The following is an 18,713-nucleotide window of genomic DNA, read 5'->3' on the forward strand; positions in this document are numbered from 1 at the left end:
CCAACCAAGCCTAATAGCCAACACATGTTTCGCTACATTTTAATCTTATCTATTTTATTCTCAAGTCCTCTTGTAGCTCAAACCTCTTTGTCTGAGAGGCGAATAAATGTAGACCAAGGTTTATCAAACAGCTCGATAAATACGGTGTTTCAAGATAAAAGGGGATTTATATGGATAGGAACACATGACGGTTTAAATAGGTATAACGGAAAGGATTTTAAGGTTTATCGTCACCAATTCAATCAAACAAATTCCATCGACGGCAACTGGGTGGCTTGTATTGCTGAGGATAAGAAAGGCAAAATATGGGTAGGTACAAGTCGTGGATTAAACATCTATGATCCTGTATCCGATTCTTTCAGCCATCCTTATTTAATTAGAAATGGGCTGAAAGAACTGTTACAATCTAACATTACTGCTGTGAAGGTAGACGCTCAAGGTAATATATTTGCGACCACCACAAATGGGGGCTTGTTAACGTGTAAAAATGGAGAAAACGTATTAAGACAAGTGACCATTGAAGGTTTATCTTCTGATGAACAAAGCAGCTTCCCTGCCTCTGCAATGGTAATTGCGAAAGAAGGAATTTGGGTTACTGGACGTAACGTGGGCTTATTGGCTTATAGCTATAAGACCAAGTCGCTTCATTTCGTTGATAAACAAATCACTAACAACAATGCTTTGGCTTTGGACGATGCAGGGAGGTTATGGTTAGCTAACGATGATGGTTTATATCAGTACAATAGAGGTAAACTTAATCAGGTTTACACCAGTAGAAATAGATTAGTTAATCTTGCAGTAAAAAATAGAACTTTATGGATTTCTTCAGATGGTGACGGTGTACTTATAAAGCAGACTACAAATTTAGATGCACCAAAAAATTATGATTTCCAAATCCCAATAGATGATGTTGGGAAGTCAATATTTTGTATCTATCCGGATAGAGAGGGGAGAGTTTGGGTTGGAACCTTAAGACATGGCGGTATTTTAATAGATTCCGTAGCCAACGGTATATGGGACCTCAAGAATATAACGGGTATTAATAGCAGGAGTTTATTAGATAAAGAGATTCTCTCTTTAGGAGAAGACAAAAATAAAAATATTTGGATTGGGACAGATGGTTACGGCTTAGGTCAGCTGAATTTAAAGACTAAAACGCTTATATCTTATTCTACAAAAACACAACCATCGTTATCTAGCAATTACATTACGTCTATCCTTACCGACAAGGAAAACAGAATTTGGATAAGTACTTGGGGAGGAGGTGTACTGCGTTATGAAGAACAAAGCAACACCTTCAAACATTACGACTGCATAAATCCCAAAAGCAAAAAAATAGATAAAAATACTTGGAAACTTTTTCAAGATCGTAGCGGAAAGATATGGTTGGGAACCTGTTTAGATGGCGCACTCTACACTTTCGATAATAAGCAAGACGCCTTTGTAAGCTATGATACCAAATTAGTGAATATTTTGAGCTTTTTTGAAGATGATCGCAAGCAGCTATGGGCAGGAACGTATGAAGCTTTGATTAAAATTGACAAGGTCAATATGAAGCATAGTTTTTATCACATTGGTTCGGCGGTACGTGATATTAAAAAGGCAAAAGACAACAAACTTTGGCTTGCCACAGAAGGCGGGGGACTTCAACAATTTGATACCAAAACCCATAGAATAATTCGCTTATCAGAAGCTAATGGTTTGGCCAACAATTCTGTACTCAAAATTATTAGTGATAGACAGGGTAATCTTTGGCTAAATACGCTGGACGGAATATCCATATTCAATCTCAAAAGTAAAAACTTTAATACCATAGATACAGGATCAGGTTTACTTAGCAATGAACTTTCTTATAATGCCTCATTAAATCTAAGTAACGGATATATGTTGTTTGGTGGCATTAAGGGACTTAATATCATAAACCCAGAGAGCTTTAAAAACTATTACAAAAAGCACAAGATTTTTTTAACAGGACTGTTAATTGACCATAAACCTATCGCAAATAAGCTAAAGTATATTACCAAGCAGAACGACCAGAAAATCTTAAAACTAGAAATTCCTTTTAGTGAAGCAACAATTTTACTCAATTTTAGCTCACCAATATATTCAAATAAAACATGTAAAAATTATGCTTATTATTTAGAAGGATGGGATAAAACGTGGAGCGTAGAAGGTAAGAATCAAGAGGTTATTTATAATCGGCTGGCGGAAGGTACTTATCATTTTAAAGTGAAATTGAGCGAGCAAGGTAATCTCGCGAAAAACGAAGAGACTTTATTGACAATAGTTGTGTTGCCTCCTATTTACCGCACTTGGTGGGCTTATTTGATTTATGTGTTAGCTGTTGCGTTATTGATTTACACATTTATCAGGTACAGGTCACGCCAGATTAGACTCGCTTATGAGGTTGATTTCGCTAGGTTACAGGTTGTAAAGGAAAAGGACCTCAACGAAAAGAAAATGACGTTCTTCACCAACATCTCTCATGAATTTAGAACACCCTTAACGCTGATTTTGAATCCTTTGCAGGAGCTGATGGGACAAAACCACCCAACCGCAGACCTAGACATTGCCTACCGAAGCACCAAGCGGCTGATGAACTTGGTGGATCAACTATTGCTATTTAGAAAGGTGGAGAACGAATTTGCAGATCCTGTATATTCAAAACTGGATTTTGTTTCATTCTGCAAAGAAATCTATTCTTATTTCACACAGCAGACCAAGAGCAAAAATATCGAATATACCTTTCTGTGCGACTTTGAGAAGCTGGATATGCAAATAGATCGCGAAAAAACAGAGATAGCTTTGTTTAATATTTTAGGAAATGCGGTGAAATTTACCAGTGACGGAGGGAAAATCAGTTTAAAGGTACGTACCGATGAGAAGCAGGTGCTTATAGAGGTGAAAGATAATGGTATAGGTATAGGCAAAGAAGTAGAAGAGAAACTATTTGATAACTTTTATCAGATAAAACGGGACAAAAAAGTAAAATCCAAAGGGTTTGGTATCGGTCTTTATCTGGCAAAGAAAATCATAGAGCAACAAAATGGTACAATATCCTACCAGAGCGAACTGGGAAAGGGTACGGTTTTTTATATCAGTCTACCCTTATTCAATAAATTATCAGGCGAACCCACTGATGTGGCGGACACTACTTTTAGTCTAGCCAGTCTCGGAGAAATAATAAGTCCGGAGGAAATAGAGCCATCTATAAGGAAAGAGGAAAAGAAAATCCGTCCAAACGTTGCAGTTTCCGAAAAAAAATCTCTTCTCATTATAGACGACAACACCGAGATCAGGCAGTACATCAAAAATATTTTTAGCGCAAACAATATCATTTACGAGGCAGATAATGGGATAAGCGGACTGGACATGGCGCAAGAGTTGGTACCTGATCTGATTATCTCTGACTTGGCGATGCCGGGACTAACAGGTGCTGAACTCTGTAGGAAAGTGAAAGAAGATATCAATATCAGTCATATTCCTATTGTGCTACTGACAGGGGACAACACCAAAGAGGCAAAACTTGACGGGATAGAAAGCGGTGCTGTAGATTATATCGTAAAACCTTTCGATAAGGCATTGCTGGTAGCCAAAATCACCAGTCTGCTGGAAAACAGCAATAGGCTCCAGCAGTATTTTCTGGAGACCGTTACTTTGCAGAACAATAACTCAAAGGTACCTTCGGAGTTCAAGTACTTTTTAGACAGGTGCATCACTATCATTGAGTCAAACATAGATAACAGTGATTTCAACGTTCAAAAATTGGCTACGGAAATGGGGATGAGTCATTCCAATCTGTACAAAAAGGTGAAGACCATTTCAGGCTTAACGGTAAATGGGTTTATCCGGTCCATCAGACTTCGCAAAGCGGCAGTGTTGATGCTGAAAAGCAACTATAACATCAATCAGGCTTCGTTTGAGGTAGGTATTGCCGATGTGAAACATTTTCGTCTACACTTCTTTAATCTATTTGGGATGAAACCTTCAGAGTACATCCGCAAATACCGGAATAATTTTAATCAGGATGGTACCATTGTCCGCTAGTGGCTTCTAGTTTTTTTTATAACCCTCCCAAAATCTCAATGTAACAATCTTACGGATTTTACCCCCATTTTAAATGATTTATCCCCCTGTAATTATTTTACATGGTCTTTACATTCGTTTAAACCAATTAATTTATTTCGTTATGAATTTAAAAAAACTTACTTTTTTCTTTATTATTTATTCCATTTGGAGTATTAATGCATTCGCTCAGCGAGTCGTAAACGGAACCGTAAAAGATCAGAATGGAGCGCCACTTATGGGCGTTGCTGTGAGCGATAAAAATGGTGCCGCTACACAGACTAATGGTAACGGTGAATTTAAAATTTCGGTTGCAGACAATGCAACCTTGTACTTTAGCTATTTAGGTTTTAAAGTGCAAACAATGTCTGTGAAAGGCAATTCAAAAATTGAAGTTACCTTATTAGAGGATACAAAGCTTTTAGAAAGTGTAGTGGTAATAGGCTACGGTGTACAAAAGAAATCTGATCTAACGGGTGCAGTTTCTACACTTAATTCAAAAGCTTACAAAGATCAGCCGGTTTTAAATGTTTCTGCAGCTTTACAAGGGCGTGTAGCTGGTGTATCAGTAACAAACAATTCTGGAGCGCCAGGCGGTCAAACAAAAATCAGAATTAGAGGAGCTAATTCTGTAAACAATAATAACTCTCCTTTATATGTGGTTGATGGGGTTGCCCTAACTAGTCTCGACTTACAAGATATCAACGTTAATGATATAGAGTCTATGGAGTTATTGAAAGATGCTTCTGCCACTGCTGTGTATGGGTCTCGTGGAGCAAACGGAGTAATTATCGTGACTACTAAAAAAGGTGTAGCGGGTAAAAATAAAATATCATATAATGCTTTTGTGAGTTCAAACAAAGCAATGGAAAAGTACGATCTGATGGATGCTGTTACTTATGCTGAACAAGCTAACTTAAGAACGGGGCTTTCAGTTTTTCCAAATCCGGCACAGTTTGCTGGTAAAAGTACTGATTGGCAAAATCTTTTGTTTGATAATGCGACTACCCAAAGTCACCAGTTATCATTATCTGGAGGCGCCGAAAAAGCAAAGTATTTTGTCTCGGCTAATTATATTGACCAAAATGGTTTGCTAATTAACACCAACCAAGAAAAATATGGACTTAGAAGTAATCTTGATTTTAAAATTAACGAAAAACTTTCTTTTGGATTAAATGTAGTAGCACAGCGTACCAATTCTAAAAACAATGGCGATTTGGGATATAAAGGTAATCCTGTAATGGCCGGTATTACCTGGGCACCAACAGAAAAGGTGTATGATGATGAAGCCACCGGAGCTTATAACAGAAACGCTATTTCGCCAATTTGGTTAAACCCATATATGACGTTAAAAGAATCTGAAGGAAGAAATTTCAGTAATGCAGGTATTTTTAACGGGAGAATTAAGTATGATTTTACAGATTGGTTGAGTTTATCTGTGAATGCTGGCTTAGATGCATTAATTAGCAAATCGGCCTCGTTAAGAAATAAATGGATGAATCCCACCAACATGGGCTCCAGCCAAGGGTTATCAGAAGCCTATACTTTCCAAAATAGTAATGTGTTAACTTTCCATAAAAACTTTAATCAAAAGCATGATTTAACAGCAACTGCGTTGGCTGAAAACACATCCTCAACGTTTACAAATTTTGCAGCAAACGGTTCTAACCTATCAAGCACAAGTAACGGATATTACAATTTAGGTTTGAATGGCTCACAAAGTATTTCGTCTGGATATTCGAAAAATACGTTGTTGTCTTTCATGGGAAGAGTCGCTTATAGTTTCAATAATAAATATTTGGCAACAGCTTCTTTAAGACGCGATGGTTCCTCCAAATTTCAGGGATCAAATAAGTGGGGAAATTTCCCGTCGTTTAGTTTAGGTTGGAAATTGTCTGAAGAGCAGTTCATCAAGGATATAAAATTTATATCAGAATTAAAACTTAGAGGTGGTTGGGGAGAGATAGGTAACCAAGGTATCAATGCCTATAGTACTTTGGGATTGCTTAATCCGGTACTATACTCTTTTGGTACGCTAAGTCATACGCAAGGGTACACCGCAGGAAGCCCGGCAACGCCAGATGTGAAGTGGGAAACTACTAAACAAATAGATTTAGGTATTGATTTAGGATTGTTTGGCAACCGGATAACCATTGTTGCCGATTATTATAATAAAAACACCGACAACTTATTGTTATTTACCAAAATAGACAACTATGACGGCGGTGGATCATTGCTAAAAAACATCGGTAAGGTTAATAACAAAGGATTTGAATTTGCGATTGATGCAAAAGCCATAACTGCTGACAACTTTAGCTGGAATACAGGATTTAATATAGCCTTCAACAAGAATAAAGTAGTGAGTTTAGGAAAAGATAATATGGTTTTCAGAGCTAAAACAGGAAGTGGCTTAATTAACACTGAAATTCAAACTGTAAAAGTAGGTGAGCCTTTAGGTGCTTTTTATTTAATACCATGGCAAGGAATCTACAGCCAGGATGATGCAACTTTAGGCTACAAAGCAGGAGACAATCGCTATACTGATGTAAGTGGAAACAATAGCATTGGTTATGAGGATAGAGTGATTTCAGGATCTGCAACACCTAAAGTACAACTAGGTTTTAATAACAACTTTACGTACAAAGCTTTTGAGCTAAATGTTTTCTTCCAAGGTTCATTTGGAAACAAAATATTTAACGCCACATATGCTTCCACAGCAGTGCCAACTAGTGACGTGGCTTATCCGACCCTACAAGAAACTGTGAATTACTGGACGCCACAAAATAGAGGTGCTGTATGGGCAAACCCTGCAAGTAAAACCAACAGAAACTACGTAGAATCTACTCAGTTTTTACAAGATGGTAGTTACGTGAGATTAAAAAATGTGAGTTTATCTTATAGTGTACCACAAACTCTTATCAAAAAACTATCGTCGATTAAGATTACTGCAAGCGCTCAGAACTACCTTACTTTTACCAAATACAAAGGATTTGATCCTGAGGCTACGTCTACACCAGCAGCAAGTGATGCAGATGCAGGAATCGATTTAGGAGCGTACCCGTCTCCAAAAACATTAACACTTGGACTTGGGGTTAATTTTTAATCATAAAATATAAAAAAATACAAAATGAAAAAATATATCTTAATACTAATTGTAGCGTTAACAGCTGCCACTTCGTGTAAGAAAAGCTTCCTTGAAGAGGACCCTAAGGGTAGCATACTTCCTAAAACGTTTTACAAAAACGGCAACGACCTTAACCAAGCAATGACAGGAATCGCTTTCACCTTTAATGGTGCCTGGAACCAAACCGGTGGAATGAGTATTACGTTTGGAGCTGACGATATCACGACGTTCCGTGGTGGAAATAAAATTAGTTTTTCTGACTTTGATACTTTCCAAGCGAACTCATCAAATGACAGAATGGCCGTATGGTGGAATAATTTTTATAAGACCATTAAATCGTCAAATGCTTTAATCATCAACTATCCAAACGCTACTGACGCTACTGCAGCTGAAAGAGATAACGCGGCGGGTTTGGCTTTGTTTTACAGAGCAACTTGTTACTTCTTTTTAACCAGATCTTGGGGATCGGTTCCTCTAATCACAGAGCCTGTTATCGTAGCGGACCGCCCAAATTCAACGCCTGACAAGGTGTATGAATTGATCGTAGCCGATTTAAAAAAGGCAGAAACCATGTTGCCAGATAGTTGGACGGGAGTAAAAATACAGAACGGTGTAAATATCTTCCCAACTGCAGGATCTGCAAAGGCAATGCTTGCCAGTGTTTATTTAACCATGGCTGGATGGCCATTAAAGCAGGCGGATAAGTACGCTCTAGCTGCAACTAAGGCCAAAGAGGTAATCGACAACAAGGCGAAATATAAAATAGACTTGATGGGCAGTTTTGCCGACATTTTTGCCAAGGAAGGCAAATTTAACAAAGAGGCAGTTTTTGGCTGTTACTACAACAATAACGCTCCAGGCGGTGTTTGGGAGAATGGAAGCCAGATGGGTCCCCCTAACTTTATGCCAGGCGAAGAAGGTGGTTGGGATGAAGCTTTTGGAGAGATCTCTTTTTACAACAACTTCCCTGCCGGTCCGAGAAAAGACGCCACCTACAGAAAAACCTATTATTTAGGTAACGATGTAAGCAAACCCGTTGATTATACTGGCTTATTGCGCAAGCATCCTTATTTCACTAAATACAATGATGATATTTCGTATAACCAAACAAACCACTCCATGAGCGATTGGTGGGGAAGTCATACGGTTTTCATCTTACGTTATGCTGATGTTTTGTTGACTTATGCCGAAGCAAAAGCAATGTCTACAGGAGCTGATATAACAGCATACGATGCGGTTAATGCCGTGAGAGGAAGAGCAGGTTTAGGTCCTTTAACGCCAGCGCTATCTCCAACAGCATTCAGAGATGCCGTTATAGAAGAAAGAGGATGGGAATTTGCAGGTTGTGAGCCCGCTGCAAGATGGTTTGATTTAATCCGTACAGAAACCGTTGGTAAAGCAACATTAAACCGTCATGCTTCTGAAGAACCTCTGAAAGCAGTACCTAATGATGCTACGCATACTTCTTATTGGGCACCACTTCCAATAGTTAGATAACCAAAGAAATAAATTAAACACCACTTGATATGAAAAGAAGATTTTTAACACCAAAAGTAGGAATGAAGCTTTTATTTATCTGCACTTTATTTACTGCATGTAATAAAGAAAGTTTAACCACTGAAACTCAAGTAACCGAACAAAAGACAGAAATGAAACGATCTGTTATGGGATCAAGTTCGGGAGATTATCAGCTCATTTGGTCTGATGAGTTTAACTCAACTGGGAGCTTTAATTCTAGTAAATGGCAGCATTGCACTAGACAAACATCTGCATGGAATAAGTATATCACTCAGCTTCCAGCCTATGCTTCTCAAAACGGGACTGATCTGGTTTTAAAGATGGATAATGCGACGATCTCTGGTGATCCAGTACCTTACCATTCTGGTGGTGTGGAATCAAGTGGAAAGTTTAATTTGACTTATGGGAAAATTGAAGTAAGAGCTAAATTTACAGGCGGAAGAGGTTCTTGGCCAGCCATCTGGATGATGCCAGAATCAGCTACACAACATGCTGCCTGGCCTGGTTGCGGAGAGATTGATATTATGGAACATGTTAATAATGAAATCTTCATCCATCAAACCATTCATAATAACAAGGTAACCAATGCAAATGGTGGTAGTACAGCTACACACATATCTACGTTTAGCCAGAACAATTACAATACTTACGCAATTGAATGGGATCCAAATTCTATTAAGTTTTTTGTAAATGGTTCTGCGCAATACACCTATAATAGAGCTAATGGAGGTGGGTGGCAACAGTGGCCTTTTGATGTTCCATTTTACATCATACTTAACCAAGCCGGCGGTGCAGGCTGGCCAGGACCGATTACGAATGCCGATCTTCCGTTCAGTATGCAGGTGGATTATGTGCGTGTTTACAAAGTTTCGGCACCATCAAACCCTGGTTTTGAGAGCGGTTCATTGGGCGCATGGGGCGCTTGGCAACCTTCTGGTACTGCATCCGTTGTATCAACCGATGTAAGGAGCGGAACTAAAGCTATAAAAGAGACTGGCGGTCAAACCTCCATTGAACAAGTGATCACAGGGTTATCGCCTAACACTACCTACACGTTCTCTGGATATGCGAAAGTAGCAGCATCAGGGCAGTCTGTTATAATGGGTGTTAAAGCCTACGGAGGTAGCGCAATAGATCAAATCATGAGTAGTACTAGTTATACCCAAGGTTCAGTAACTTTTACAACCGGATCTACCAATACGTCGGCTACCGTGTATTTTTACAAACCAAATACAGGTACCGCTTATGGCGATGATTTTTCTCTTCAATAACCTTAACGTTTAAAAGGTAATGTAGAAATAAAAGGCTGTCTCTTTATGGAGACAGCCTTTGTGTTTATAAGATTAAATGTAACTGCGTTTGGCACAAAAAGAATCAGAGTTTATCATTACGCCTGATTTTTAAACAACTCGAGTTAAGTATTATTATCTAGATACAGGTAAAACCTAGGTTACTTTTAACACTATTATTCCATGAGCAGGTATATCGAATGCTTTTCCCTTTTTAATTTCGCCTAAGTTTTTATGTAGCCAAAGATCTCTTACCTAGATTTTTTGTTTAGCTGAAGCTGTTCTGTATTCAAGTTAAAATTAACTTCCTTGTCGCCACGATTCACGATAGCAACTGCTTTTGCCTTATTACCGTCTGTATTATATTTTACCCAAACTTCCACTTTGCCTTCTCTCAGCACTCGCTGTGCTTGTTTATATGTAGGGTTTTGGTTTAAAGCGATCACCTCTTTATTGGTCAAAATATCGATGGTTTGTTTAGACATGTTTCTGAGATCGTTGCCGGCAAGGAGAGGAGAGTTCATCATACCCCCCATTGAAAAATGGGTTTTATCCTCATCAAAACTCATCCCTCTTCCAACTTGTAACATATCCATATCGTTATAATGCCCTACGGATGAATATTTGTATAAGTCGGCGTTTAAATCGATTATTGATAGGATAGAAGAAAATCCGGCGCTAATGTCTCCAGATATTCTCCAGGAGTCCTCTTTTTTAATCGCCCATTCGTCAGGGAATTTCCAACGGCAGATGTTAAAGACGTTGCCAGCATTAATGGCTTTTACCGTATTTATAATTTTAAGGTATTCTGTTTGTTCATCTAGTTTCTGTTTTTCGCCACCGCACCCGTCAACTTTTAAAAAATTGTAGCCCCAATCTTTAAAAAACAAATTGCAATCCTGTTCGATATATCCGTAAATGCCCACTCCAAATCCTTTTGGATCTTTGTCCCAGATGGATCCGCAGGTGTTTGTTCCAGCATCGGTGTAAATGCCCGCTTTCAAGTTTTTACTATGGATGTAATCGGCAAGCGCTTTCATTCCCGAAGGAGATTTTCTGCATCAGCAAAAAGCTTTCCGTTATTGTCTCTGCCTTCAAAATAGCCATCATCGATATTGACATAGCGATAGCCAGCATCATATAAACCAGAAGAAATCATGGCATCTGCTTGTTCGCGGATTAATTTTTCATCAATGTGTATTCTAAAATTATTCCAACTGCTCCAACCCATCATCGGCGATTTAAGGGCTTTGGGCTTTGCAGGATAATAACAATACGATATTACTGATCGTCTTAAAAAAATGGTTTTAATCATCGGGTTTTGTTGTTGGTAATGCGTAATAATTAAAAATACTTAATCTTAATTTAAAAACGGCAAACACCTTCTTCAGATGTTTGCCGTTTTAGCTATTAAAAAATATTAGAAATTAGTAACCAAAGTTCTGGTCGCTTTCACCAATCTCATCATTGGTGTTTATCTCATCTGTTGGTATAGGTAATAATAAGTTTTTCTTTAATAAATCGGCAGTTGCTGGCAACAAGCGGTCTCTAAAGTTGGTGACATTACCGTTTGCTGTGGCAAAATCAATAAAAGCATTGGTAATGTTATGGCTATTATGAACGCCTACCACTATTTTACTGAAGTAATCAACACCTCTACGTCTGGTGTCAAAAAATGTCTCTACTTCACCGCCTAGTTCAAACAACCTTTCAAAAAACACCTTGTCTCGTAAGTCGTCTTTAGAAATTGTGACAAGTACATTTTTTGGGTTGATACTGGCTGGGGTTGCAGATGTGCGGGCTCTGGTTAATACTTTATTGATGTATTCCACAGCTTTGTCTTTGTTGTTTAGCTCGTTCTCCACATCGGCCATTAGCAGAAGAAAATCTGCATAACGGAAAAGGATGATATTCCTGTTACTAAACTGAGCGGTGGCGGTAACATCCATCGCCTTTTTAAAGTATGGCCAACCTTGATGGTCACCCACTTTTTTAATAAAATTAGTAGCGAAAAGAGCACTTACTTCAGAAACCTTTGGATTTGTTGGGTTGCTTAAAGTTTCATACTTAATAGAGTCAATTGCCTTAAAAATAGGAGCTGATGCGGTTCCTAAATTACCAGATCTTACATAAGGGTAAGAAAACTGTTGCTGATTGTTATTTAAAGATTTCCAAGTGGTAGCAAAAGTTACGTTAATTCGTGGATCGTCGATGTATGTTCCTTTAAATAAATCGTAAAATGCTTTTGAAGATCTTTCTCTTCCGAAACTAATTCCAGTAGTTGAGTTTGCTGGAGAAACTACCCAACTTGTTCTATTGCCCGTTGATGCAGAAGTGGTGGAGAAATTTAGCTGAAATATTGATTCTGGCGAGTTGCTGATGTAATTAGTGAAAAGTTTTGAAAACAGGGGTTCCAGATCATACTTTCCATCTAAAATCACTTTGTCTCCCATAACTTTAGCTTTTGCCCAGTATGGAGAAGAAGAAACGTTATCATGGCTTGCTAAAGTAAAGTAGAACTTAGCTAAATAAGCGTATGCGGCATATTTAGTTGCCTTTCCTACGCCGCCAATGCCTAATTGCTCTTTTGTTTTAAGATCTTCTGCTGCTTCTAGCCAATCTTTTTCTACTTGAGCGTAAATTGTTGCTCTAGCTGTTCTACCCGCTGCAATAGTAGTTGTAGATGTTGGGTCAAGTCTTAAAGGAACATCGCCAAACATATTTGCCAAATTGAAGTAAGCGAAACCTCTTAAAAATTTAGCTTGAGCAATAGACTGTTTCTTATAATCGTCGCTTAGGTTACTAGCTGTTACACTACTGATAAAGAAGTTACATTGTCCAATTACTTTATAGTAAGATCCCCAAGCAACTTTTATAAATCCAGTTGTTGCAGGTGTAGTTAATGATGCCATTAAATCATTTTCGCTTTTATTGGTTTGTGACCACGCTAATCCAGACGTTGCAATTAATACTTCGGTAATTTGCTGTCCGTAGGCCGCGGTTGTTGTTAAATAACCATAGCAACCATTTAAAGCAATATTGGCGGTAGACTCTGTTTCAAAAGCGGTTTTACTGTTGATAGAGAATTTTGGATCTTCTTGCAATAGTTTTTCACAAGAGGAGGTGAGGATTGCAAGTGCTAATAATCCTACATATTTTAATTTTGTCATTTTTTTTTAATTAAAATGTAACATTAAGACCAAAAATAAACTGACGCGGGTTTGAGTAAGAATTTAAATCAATCCCAGGTCTTAACCCGTCAAAAGCAAAAGTTCTCATTTCTGGGTCGTAACCACTATAATCAGTAATTATAAAAGCGTTTTTTACCGAAGCAAATACGCCTACGTTCTGTATAGTTTTATTGAATACTTTTTTAGGAAGGGTATAACTTAAAGTGATGTCACTCAATCTCAAGAAACTTCCATCTTCCACATATCTGTCATAAATCTCATTCTGTAAATTACTGGCCACAGAAGGGAAAAGGTTAGAAGGGTTTGTTGTGGTCCAACGGTTTTCAAAAGCTTTGCTTGTTAAATTTGCCGTATTACCAGAAGGCGTTTGCTCGTATCTAACGTTTCCGTTAACAATATCGTTACCTTCCACACCATAAAAAGTGGCAGAAAACTTCAATTGCTTATAGCTAAATGCAGTTTGAAAACCATAGCTGTAATCTGGATTTGGGTTACCAATTATGGTTTTGTCATTTGCATCTATTATCCCATTGCCAGTTTTGTCAACTACTTTAATGTTTCCAGGAGTTTGCGTAAATATGGTAGAGGTAGGTAAACCAGTTTCTCCTGTTTGTATAATTCCATTGGTTTGGTAACCCCAAAATAAACCTGGTGCTTTGCCTACAATAAAGATATTTGCTACACCAAAGTGGTCGCCAATTGAATTACCTAAATAAGCTCTGTACGTTTCCTTGCCATATTGTGCTTCAGCATAACCTAAATCACTAATTTTTGAACGGTTAAAACCAATGTTTCCGGATAAGGACCATTTAAAGTTTTCGGTTTTATAAATATCGCCGTTTAAAGCCAGCTCTAAGCCTCTGTTGCTCATTGAACCTTGATTTAACGTAATGGAATTAAATGAGGTAGAGGTTGGTAAGGCTTTTTGGATTAGCAAATCGTCAGTTTCTTTATAATAAACGTCTACACTTCCGCCTAATCTTCCTTTAAACAAAGAGAAATCTATACCTCCGTTGTAAGCAGAAGTGGTTTCCCATTTTAAGTCACTGTTTTGTAGGTTTGCCACTGCAATTGCTAATTGTTTATCGCCAATAGAATTAGCGTAATCAATTACTTGGTCATAATTGTAGAAACTGTTGTAAGGTGATATGGACTGGCTACCAGTTTTACCATAACCTACTCTTAATTTCAATTGGTCAATCCAAGTGGTGTTTTTCAAGAATTCCTCTTGCTCCACTCTCCAGGCTAATGCTGCAGAAGGGAAAAACTCGGTTCTGTTGCCTTTTTTGAACTTACTTGAGCCATCAGATCTACCGGTAAAAGTAGCTATATATTTACCATTTAGAAACGAGAAATTAACCCTTCCTAAGAAAGCGAGTAATTGGTAATCTGCTTGTTCTGGTTGTTGTTGGTTGATGGTAGAAGCTAAATGCAACCCATCTGTTCTTAGGTCTCTAAATTGAAAATTTGAAGCTGTAGTTGAAGTATTTATCCAATTATAATCATCATAAGTAACACCAGCAGTTGCAGTAATGTCAACAATGTTTTTAATGGAATGGTTATAGTTAATTAAGTTTTCTACCGTATAGTTATTGCTGTTTAAAGAGCTTAAGCCTAAATAGCCGTTGTTGTTTGCACCTAAAAATAATTCTAAGCCATACCAACGAGCTCGGTCTTGTAGTCTTAAGTTACCGCCAGAACGTATATTGTAGGAAAAACTATCAGATATTTTCCAAGTTAACTCTCCCGCCACACGAGCAGATTTTTCTGAGGTAAGATCGTCGTAATCATTTAACCAAGAGAGGGTAGTTGTTCTTGCTTCTTCACTACTACTTAACAATGGGTCATTTTTCGGAAATTCGAAAGGTGCAGAGTCAATAGCAGTACGAGCGATAGAACCAGTTGCACCACCTTTACTGTTGCCACCACTCATCATGTCGTTCTTTTTTAAGTTACCGCTCATCAAAACTGTAAATTTCAATTTCTTAGAGATATTTCCGTCAAGGTTTAAACGAATCCCTTGCTGGTTTAAGCCAGTACCTTTAATCATACCGTTGATATTTTTAACGTCAGTAGATAAATAGTATTTAACTGCATCTGTACCACCGCTAAGAGTTAGGTCGTAATTTTGACTTAAAGCCGATTGGTAGATTTCCTTTTGCCAATTTTTTTCTTCGAGCACAAAGTATGATGTAGGGTCGTTTGCGTTATAGGTACTGCCAGAAAAAATATAGCGTGTTTCATCTCCCACTTGGAAATATTGAGATCCTGCCACGCCTGTTCTTTCGTTTCTGTAAGTTGCAAACTGTGAAATATTCATCATATCACGTAGATTGGTTGCCTGCACTACAGAATAATTTGCGTTTGCGCTTACTTTTGCTTTACCTGCAATTCCTTTTTTGGTGGTAATGATAATTACGCCGTTAGCTCCACGAGAACCGTATATAGCCGTTGCCGAAGCATCTTTTAAGATTTGAATATCAGCAATATCGGAAGGATTTAAGCTGGTTAACGGATTTTGTGCAATCTGATAGTCACCACCGCCAAAAGCACTCGAAGGGATTTCTCCTGTAGAAGCTTGTGGGATATTATCAATCACATATAAAGGCTGGTTGTCTCCACGTAAAGAGTTCGCCCCTCTAATAGTTACCGACGATGCAGCACCTGGGCTGGCGTTAGATGTATTTACAGTTACGCCTGCTATCTTTCCCTGTAAAATATTTTCTACAGAAACAGATTGGGAAGCTTCTATCTCGTCAGGTTTTAATGAAGAAATTGCGCCAGTTACATCGCCTCTACGTACGGTGCCGTAGCCAACAACTACAATTTCATCTAACTTGGCGCTGTTTACTTTTAAAGTAATGGTGCCTAATTGTGCTTTTGCTGATACTTCAGTGGTTTCAAAGCCGATAAAAGAAAACTGGATAATGGCATTATCTTTCACATTCTTTAGCATGAAATTACCATTAATGTCTGTGGAAGTAGCCTGATTCTCTCCTTTTACCTTAACACTTACTCCAGGTAATGGTTCTCCTTTTTCATCAACAATGTTCCCCTTTATGTCGATGGCAAAACTAATTAATGGAGCAGAGGTAACAATTACCGTTTTTGCTTCAATGGTGAAACCTAATGGTTGGTTTCTAAAAATGATATTCAGCGCATCGCTAATGCTTGCGTCTTTAATATCTACGCTAACTGGTTTTGCGTTTTTTATCAGACTTGAATTATAGAAAAAATCATAGCCACTTTGTACTCTGATTTTTTTAAGAATGGAGGCTATAGAACTGTTTTTTTCTGATATACTGATATTTTGTGCATAAGTACGGGCTTTAACCTGTAAAAGCGATACCAGTAATATGATGAACGTTAACTTCATGATCATCAACATTTTGAATTTTGCGACGGACAGGCCGAAAAAATTAAAATAATAAAATTTCATACATTTGAAATGTTGGGTTTATAATCTGTTTGTAATTGGTTTTGAAATTTGAATGGGTTAAACTCAATTTGTCCCTAAAATGTTCGTAGCATTTTGGGGATTTTTGTTTTAAACCAGTAGAGTAGCGTTAAAACATTACGATAATCCTCCTTTCATCTAATTTGAAGTTTACATTTCCGCTCACTTCCAAAACTTTTAGAACCTGTGAAAGTGATTTGGAGCGGGATATAGTGCCGCTGAATTTTTGGTTAGTTTTTTTACGTCTTAAGTAGGTAACATCAACATCATACCATCTTGAAATTTCTTCCATAATATCGCTAAGGTCTTCATCAGCAAATAAAAAATATCCATTTTTCCAAGCAACTGCTTTTTCTGGGTCTACTTTTAATATCTGTATTGCCGCACCTGTATTGTCACAAATTGATTGCTGTCCGGGGCTTAAAATAGTGGCATTTTGCTTGTTTCCAGAAGAAACCTTTATAGAACCTTCTAATAAGGTGGTTTTTATATAGTTTGTATGGTGGGCATCAATGTTAAAATGTGTACCTAATACTTCCACTAGCTGGTTTGCAGTATTTACTTGGAACGGCATTTCTTTGTTTTTGGCAACCTCAAAATAAACCTCTCCGGTGATGTTTACCGTACGGGTATCACCTTCAAAATGCGTCGGAAATTTAATGGACGACGAAGCGTTTAACCACACTAAAGAGCCATCAGACAGCTCTACCTGATATTCGGCACCACGTGGTGTGCTAATGGTGTTGTATTGTACTGCTTTTGTTTGGTTAGCATGTTCTAGTACTTTATACTTTAATTTTCCATCAGAAGTTTTACTTACTGATATGCCAGTTTGATTTGCTATTTCGCCTATAGAAGAGTCATCTAAAACTATTTTTTCATTATTGGCAAGAGTAAGTACCGCTTTATTTTGTGCAGGTGTAATCGATTGATCTACTTTTGCAATGGTGTTTGTTTTTTCAGATGGTTGTTGAATATAAAAGAAAGTACCTATGGAGATGATTATAAGTACAGCGGCGGCAGCTAATAATTTAAATGTTAAACCATTATTGCTGATGCGTTTTATTTTAGAATCAGCAAAAGGGATTCTTTCTGAGAGTTTTAAAATATCTTCTTCAATTTCTTTGGCTGATAAATCTGCATCACGTTGGCCAACTGCATAAGTATTATACCAGCTTTCTAATATTGCTCTTTCACTATCGTTTATGGTTCCTAAACGGTATTTATTTAAAAGATTCTCTGCGTTTGGTTTTTTCATTATAAATATTGATGTGTCATCAATTATAGTTAAGACGACTGTGTTTTTAAGAAGTAGTACTTTCCTTTAAGAAAAAGTTACCGCACTAAATATTTGATTATGATGGTGCTTAATAATATCAACAATTGAAGTTTTGAGCGTAACCTTTTCAAGGCTTTTGTGATGTGTTTTCGAACTGTATTTTCAGAAATGTTTAATTGATCGGCAATTTGAAGGTAGGAAAGGTGCGCCTTTCTGCTTAATTCAAATACCTCTCTCATTTTTGGAGGAAGTGTTGCTATTTCTGATTCTATGATTAGAGCCAGTTCTTTTTCTCTGATGTAATTATCAATTTGATACTCTCCCTGTTTAATAAAGATCTGTAAAGACTGTTGGTGAATAGCGACTACTTTTTCATGCGAGAAGATATCAAGAATGCGGTTTCTAACGGCAGTATATAAGTAAGCGGAAAGCGTTGTGTTTATGCTTATGGTTTCTCGTTTATTCCAAAGTTTAGTAAATAGCTCTTGGACAACATCTTGTGCCTCGTCTCTATCTTTTATCATTTTTACAGCGTGGATATAAAGAACACCTTTATAGCGTTCGTAAATTTGACTAAAAGCTTGTTCATTACCCTGTTGAAGTAGAGTAAGTAAGCTTGAATCGTCTAGGTTGTTATATTGGTTTACATTCACAAATCAAAAAAGTTGCCAAATTGAAACGTGTTTACGAACACACGGTTTATGGTTTTATTGAGATATTTTAAATCGTATAGCAATTTATGAAATTAATTTGGAGCCACATTTTTTTAAATAAAAAAGGTTGGTGAAAA

Annotated in this window: 9 protein-coding genes and 1 pseudogene; 4 read left to right on the plus strand and 6 right to left on the minus strand. The window is 37.5% G+C overall.

Going from position 1 to position 18,713, the window contains the following annotated elements; genetic code table 11:
• Window positions 1-24: 24 nt before the first annotated feature.
• The 4 genes from B176_RS0102305 (at window position 25) to B176_RS20075 (ending at window position 9,978) form a co-directional block, all read left to right on the plus strand.
• Window positions 25-4,047, plus strand: coding sequence for a hybrid sensor histidine kinase/response regulator transcription factor (locus tag B176_RS0102305; RefSeq protein WP_017257158.1), 4,023 nt, complete (start codon window positions 25-27; stop codon window positions 4,045-4,047).
• Between the two features lie 142 nt (window positions 4,048-4,189).
• Complete coding sequence (locus B176_RS18840) at window positions 4,190-7,168, plus strand: SusC/RagA family TonB-linked outer membrane protein (protein WP_161603006.1); 2,979 nt, start codon at window positions 4,190-4,192, stop codon at window positions 7,166-7,168.
• Window positions 7,169-7,192: 24 nt separating this feature from the next.
• Entirely contained in the window at window positions 7,193-8,686 is a 1,494-nt protein-coding gene (locus B176_RS0102315; RefSeq protein WP_017257160.1) for a RagB/SusD family nutrient uptake outer membrane protein, read from the plus strand.
• A gap of 29 nt (window positions 8,687-8,715) precedes the next feature.
• A complete protein-coding gene (locus B176_RS20075) occupies window positions 8,716-9,978 on the plus strand; it encodes a family 16 glycosylhydrolase (protein ID WP_017257161.1) in 1,263 nt (420 codons plus the stop codon).
• 174 nt (window positions 9,979-10,152) lie between these two features.
• On the opposite strand, the gene B176_RS21520 is transcribed toward B176_RS20075, so the two are convergent.
• From B176_RS21520 to B176_RS0102345, 6 genes and pseudogenes are all read right to left on the minus strand, one after another.
• Window positions 10,153-10,215: a hypothetical protein gene (locus tag B176_RS21520; protein WP_316928463.1), complete on the minus strand. Its 63-nt coding sequence runs from the start codon at window positions 10,213-10,215 to the stop codon at window positions 10,153-10,155.
• A 32-nt stretch (window positions 10,216-10,247) separates the two neighbouring features.
• Window positions 10,248-11,311 (minus strand): annotated as a pseudogene (locus tag B176_RS18850) (glycoside hydrolase family 27 protein).
• 112 nt (window positions 11,312-11,423) lie between these two features.
• The gene (locus B176_RS0102330; protein WP_017257162.1) at window positions 11,424-13,166 is read right to left on the minus strand and encodes a RagB/SusD family nutrient uptake outer membrane protein; all 1,743 of its coding nucleotides are present in this window, start codon (window positions 13,164-13,166) and stop codon (window positions 11,424-11,426) included.
• A 10-nt stretch (window positions 13,167-13,176) separates the two neighbouring features.
• On the minus strand, window positions 13,177-16,563 hold the full coding sequence (locus tag B176_RS0102335) for a TonB-dependent receptor (RefSeq protein WP_154647867.1): 3,387 nt from the start codon (window positions 16,561-16,563) through the stop codon (window positions 13,177-13,179).
• Between the two features lie 190 nt (window positions 16,564-16,753).
• Window positions 16,754-17,902, minus strand: coding sequence for a FecR family protein (locus B176_RS0102340; protein WP_017257164.1), 1,149 nt, complete (start codon window positions 17,900-17,902; stop codon window positions 16,754-16,756).
• A 77-nt stretch (window positions 17,903-17,979) separates the two neighbouring features.
• Window positions 17,980-18,576, minus strand: coding sequence for an RNA polymerase sigma-70 factor (locus B176_RS0102345; protein ID WP_017257165.1), 597 nt, complete (start codon window positions 18,574-18,576; stop codon window positions 17,980-17,982).
• Window positions 18,577-18,713 lie beyond the last annotated feature (137 nt).

It is taken from the genome of Pedobacter arcticus A12 (genome assembly GCF_000302595.1).
Classification (GTDB): domain Bacteria; phylum Bacteroidota; class Bacteroidia; order Sphingobacteriales; family Sphingobacteriaceae; genus Pseudopedobacter; species Pseudopedobacter arcticus.

Coding starts and splice junctions, on each gene's coding strand:
- B176_RS0102305 (WP_017257158.1), top strand. CDS start 25: ATGTTTCGCTACATTTTAATCTTATCTATTTTATTCTCAAGTCCTCTT.
- B176_RS18840 (WP_161603006.1), top strand. CDS start 4,190: ATGAATTTAAAAAAACTTACTTTTTTCTTTATTATTTATTCCATTTGG.
- B176_RS0102315 (WP_017257160.1), top strand. CDS start 7,193: ATGAAAAAATATATCTTAATACTAATTGTAGCGTTAACAGCTGCCACT.
- B176_RS20075 (WP_017257161.1), top strand. CDS start 8,716: ATGAAAAGAAGATTTTTAACACCAAAAGTAGGAATGAAGCTTTTATTT.
- B176_RS0102330 (WP_017257162.1), bottom strand. CDS start 13,166: ATGACAAAATTAAAATATGTAGGATTATTAGCACTTGCAATCCTCACC.
- B176_RS0102335 (WP_154647867.1), bottom strand. CDS start 16,563: ATGAAGTTAACGTTCATCATATTACTGGTATCGCTTTTACAGGTTAAA.
- B176_RS0102340 (WP_017257164.1), bottom strand. CDS start 17,902: ATGAAAAAACCAAACGCAGAGAATCTTTTAAATAAATACCGTTTAGGA.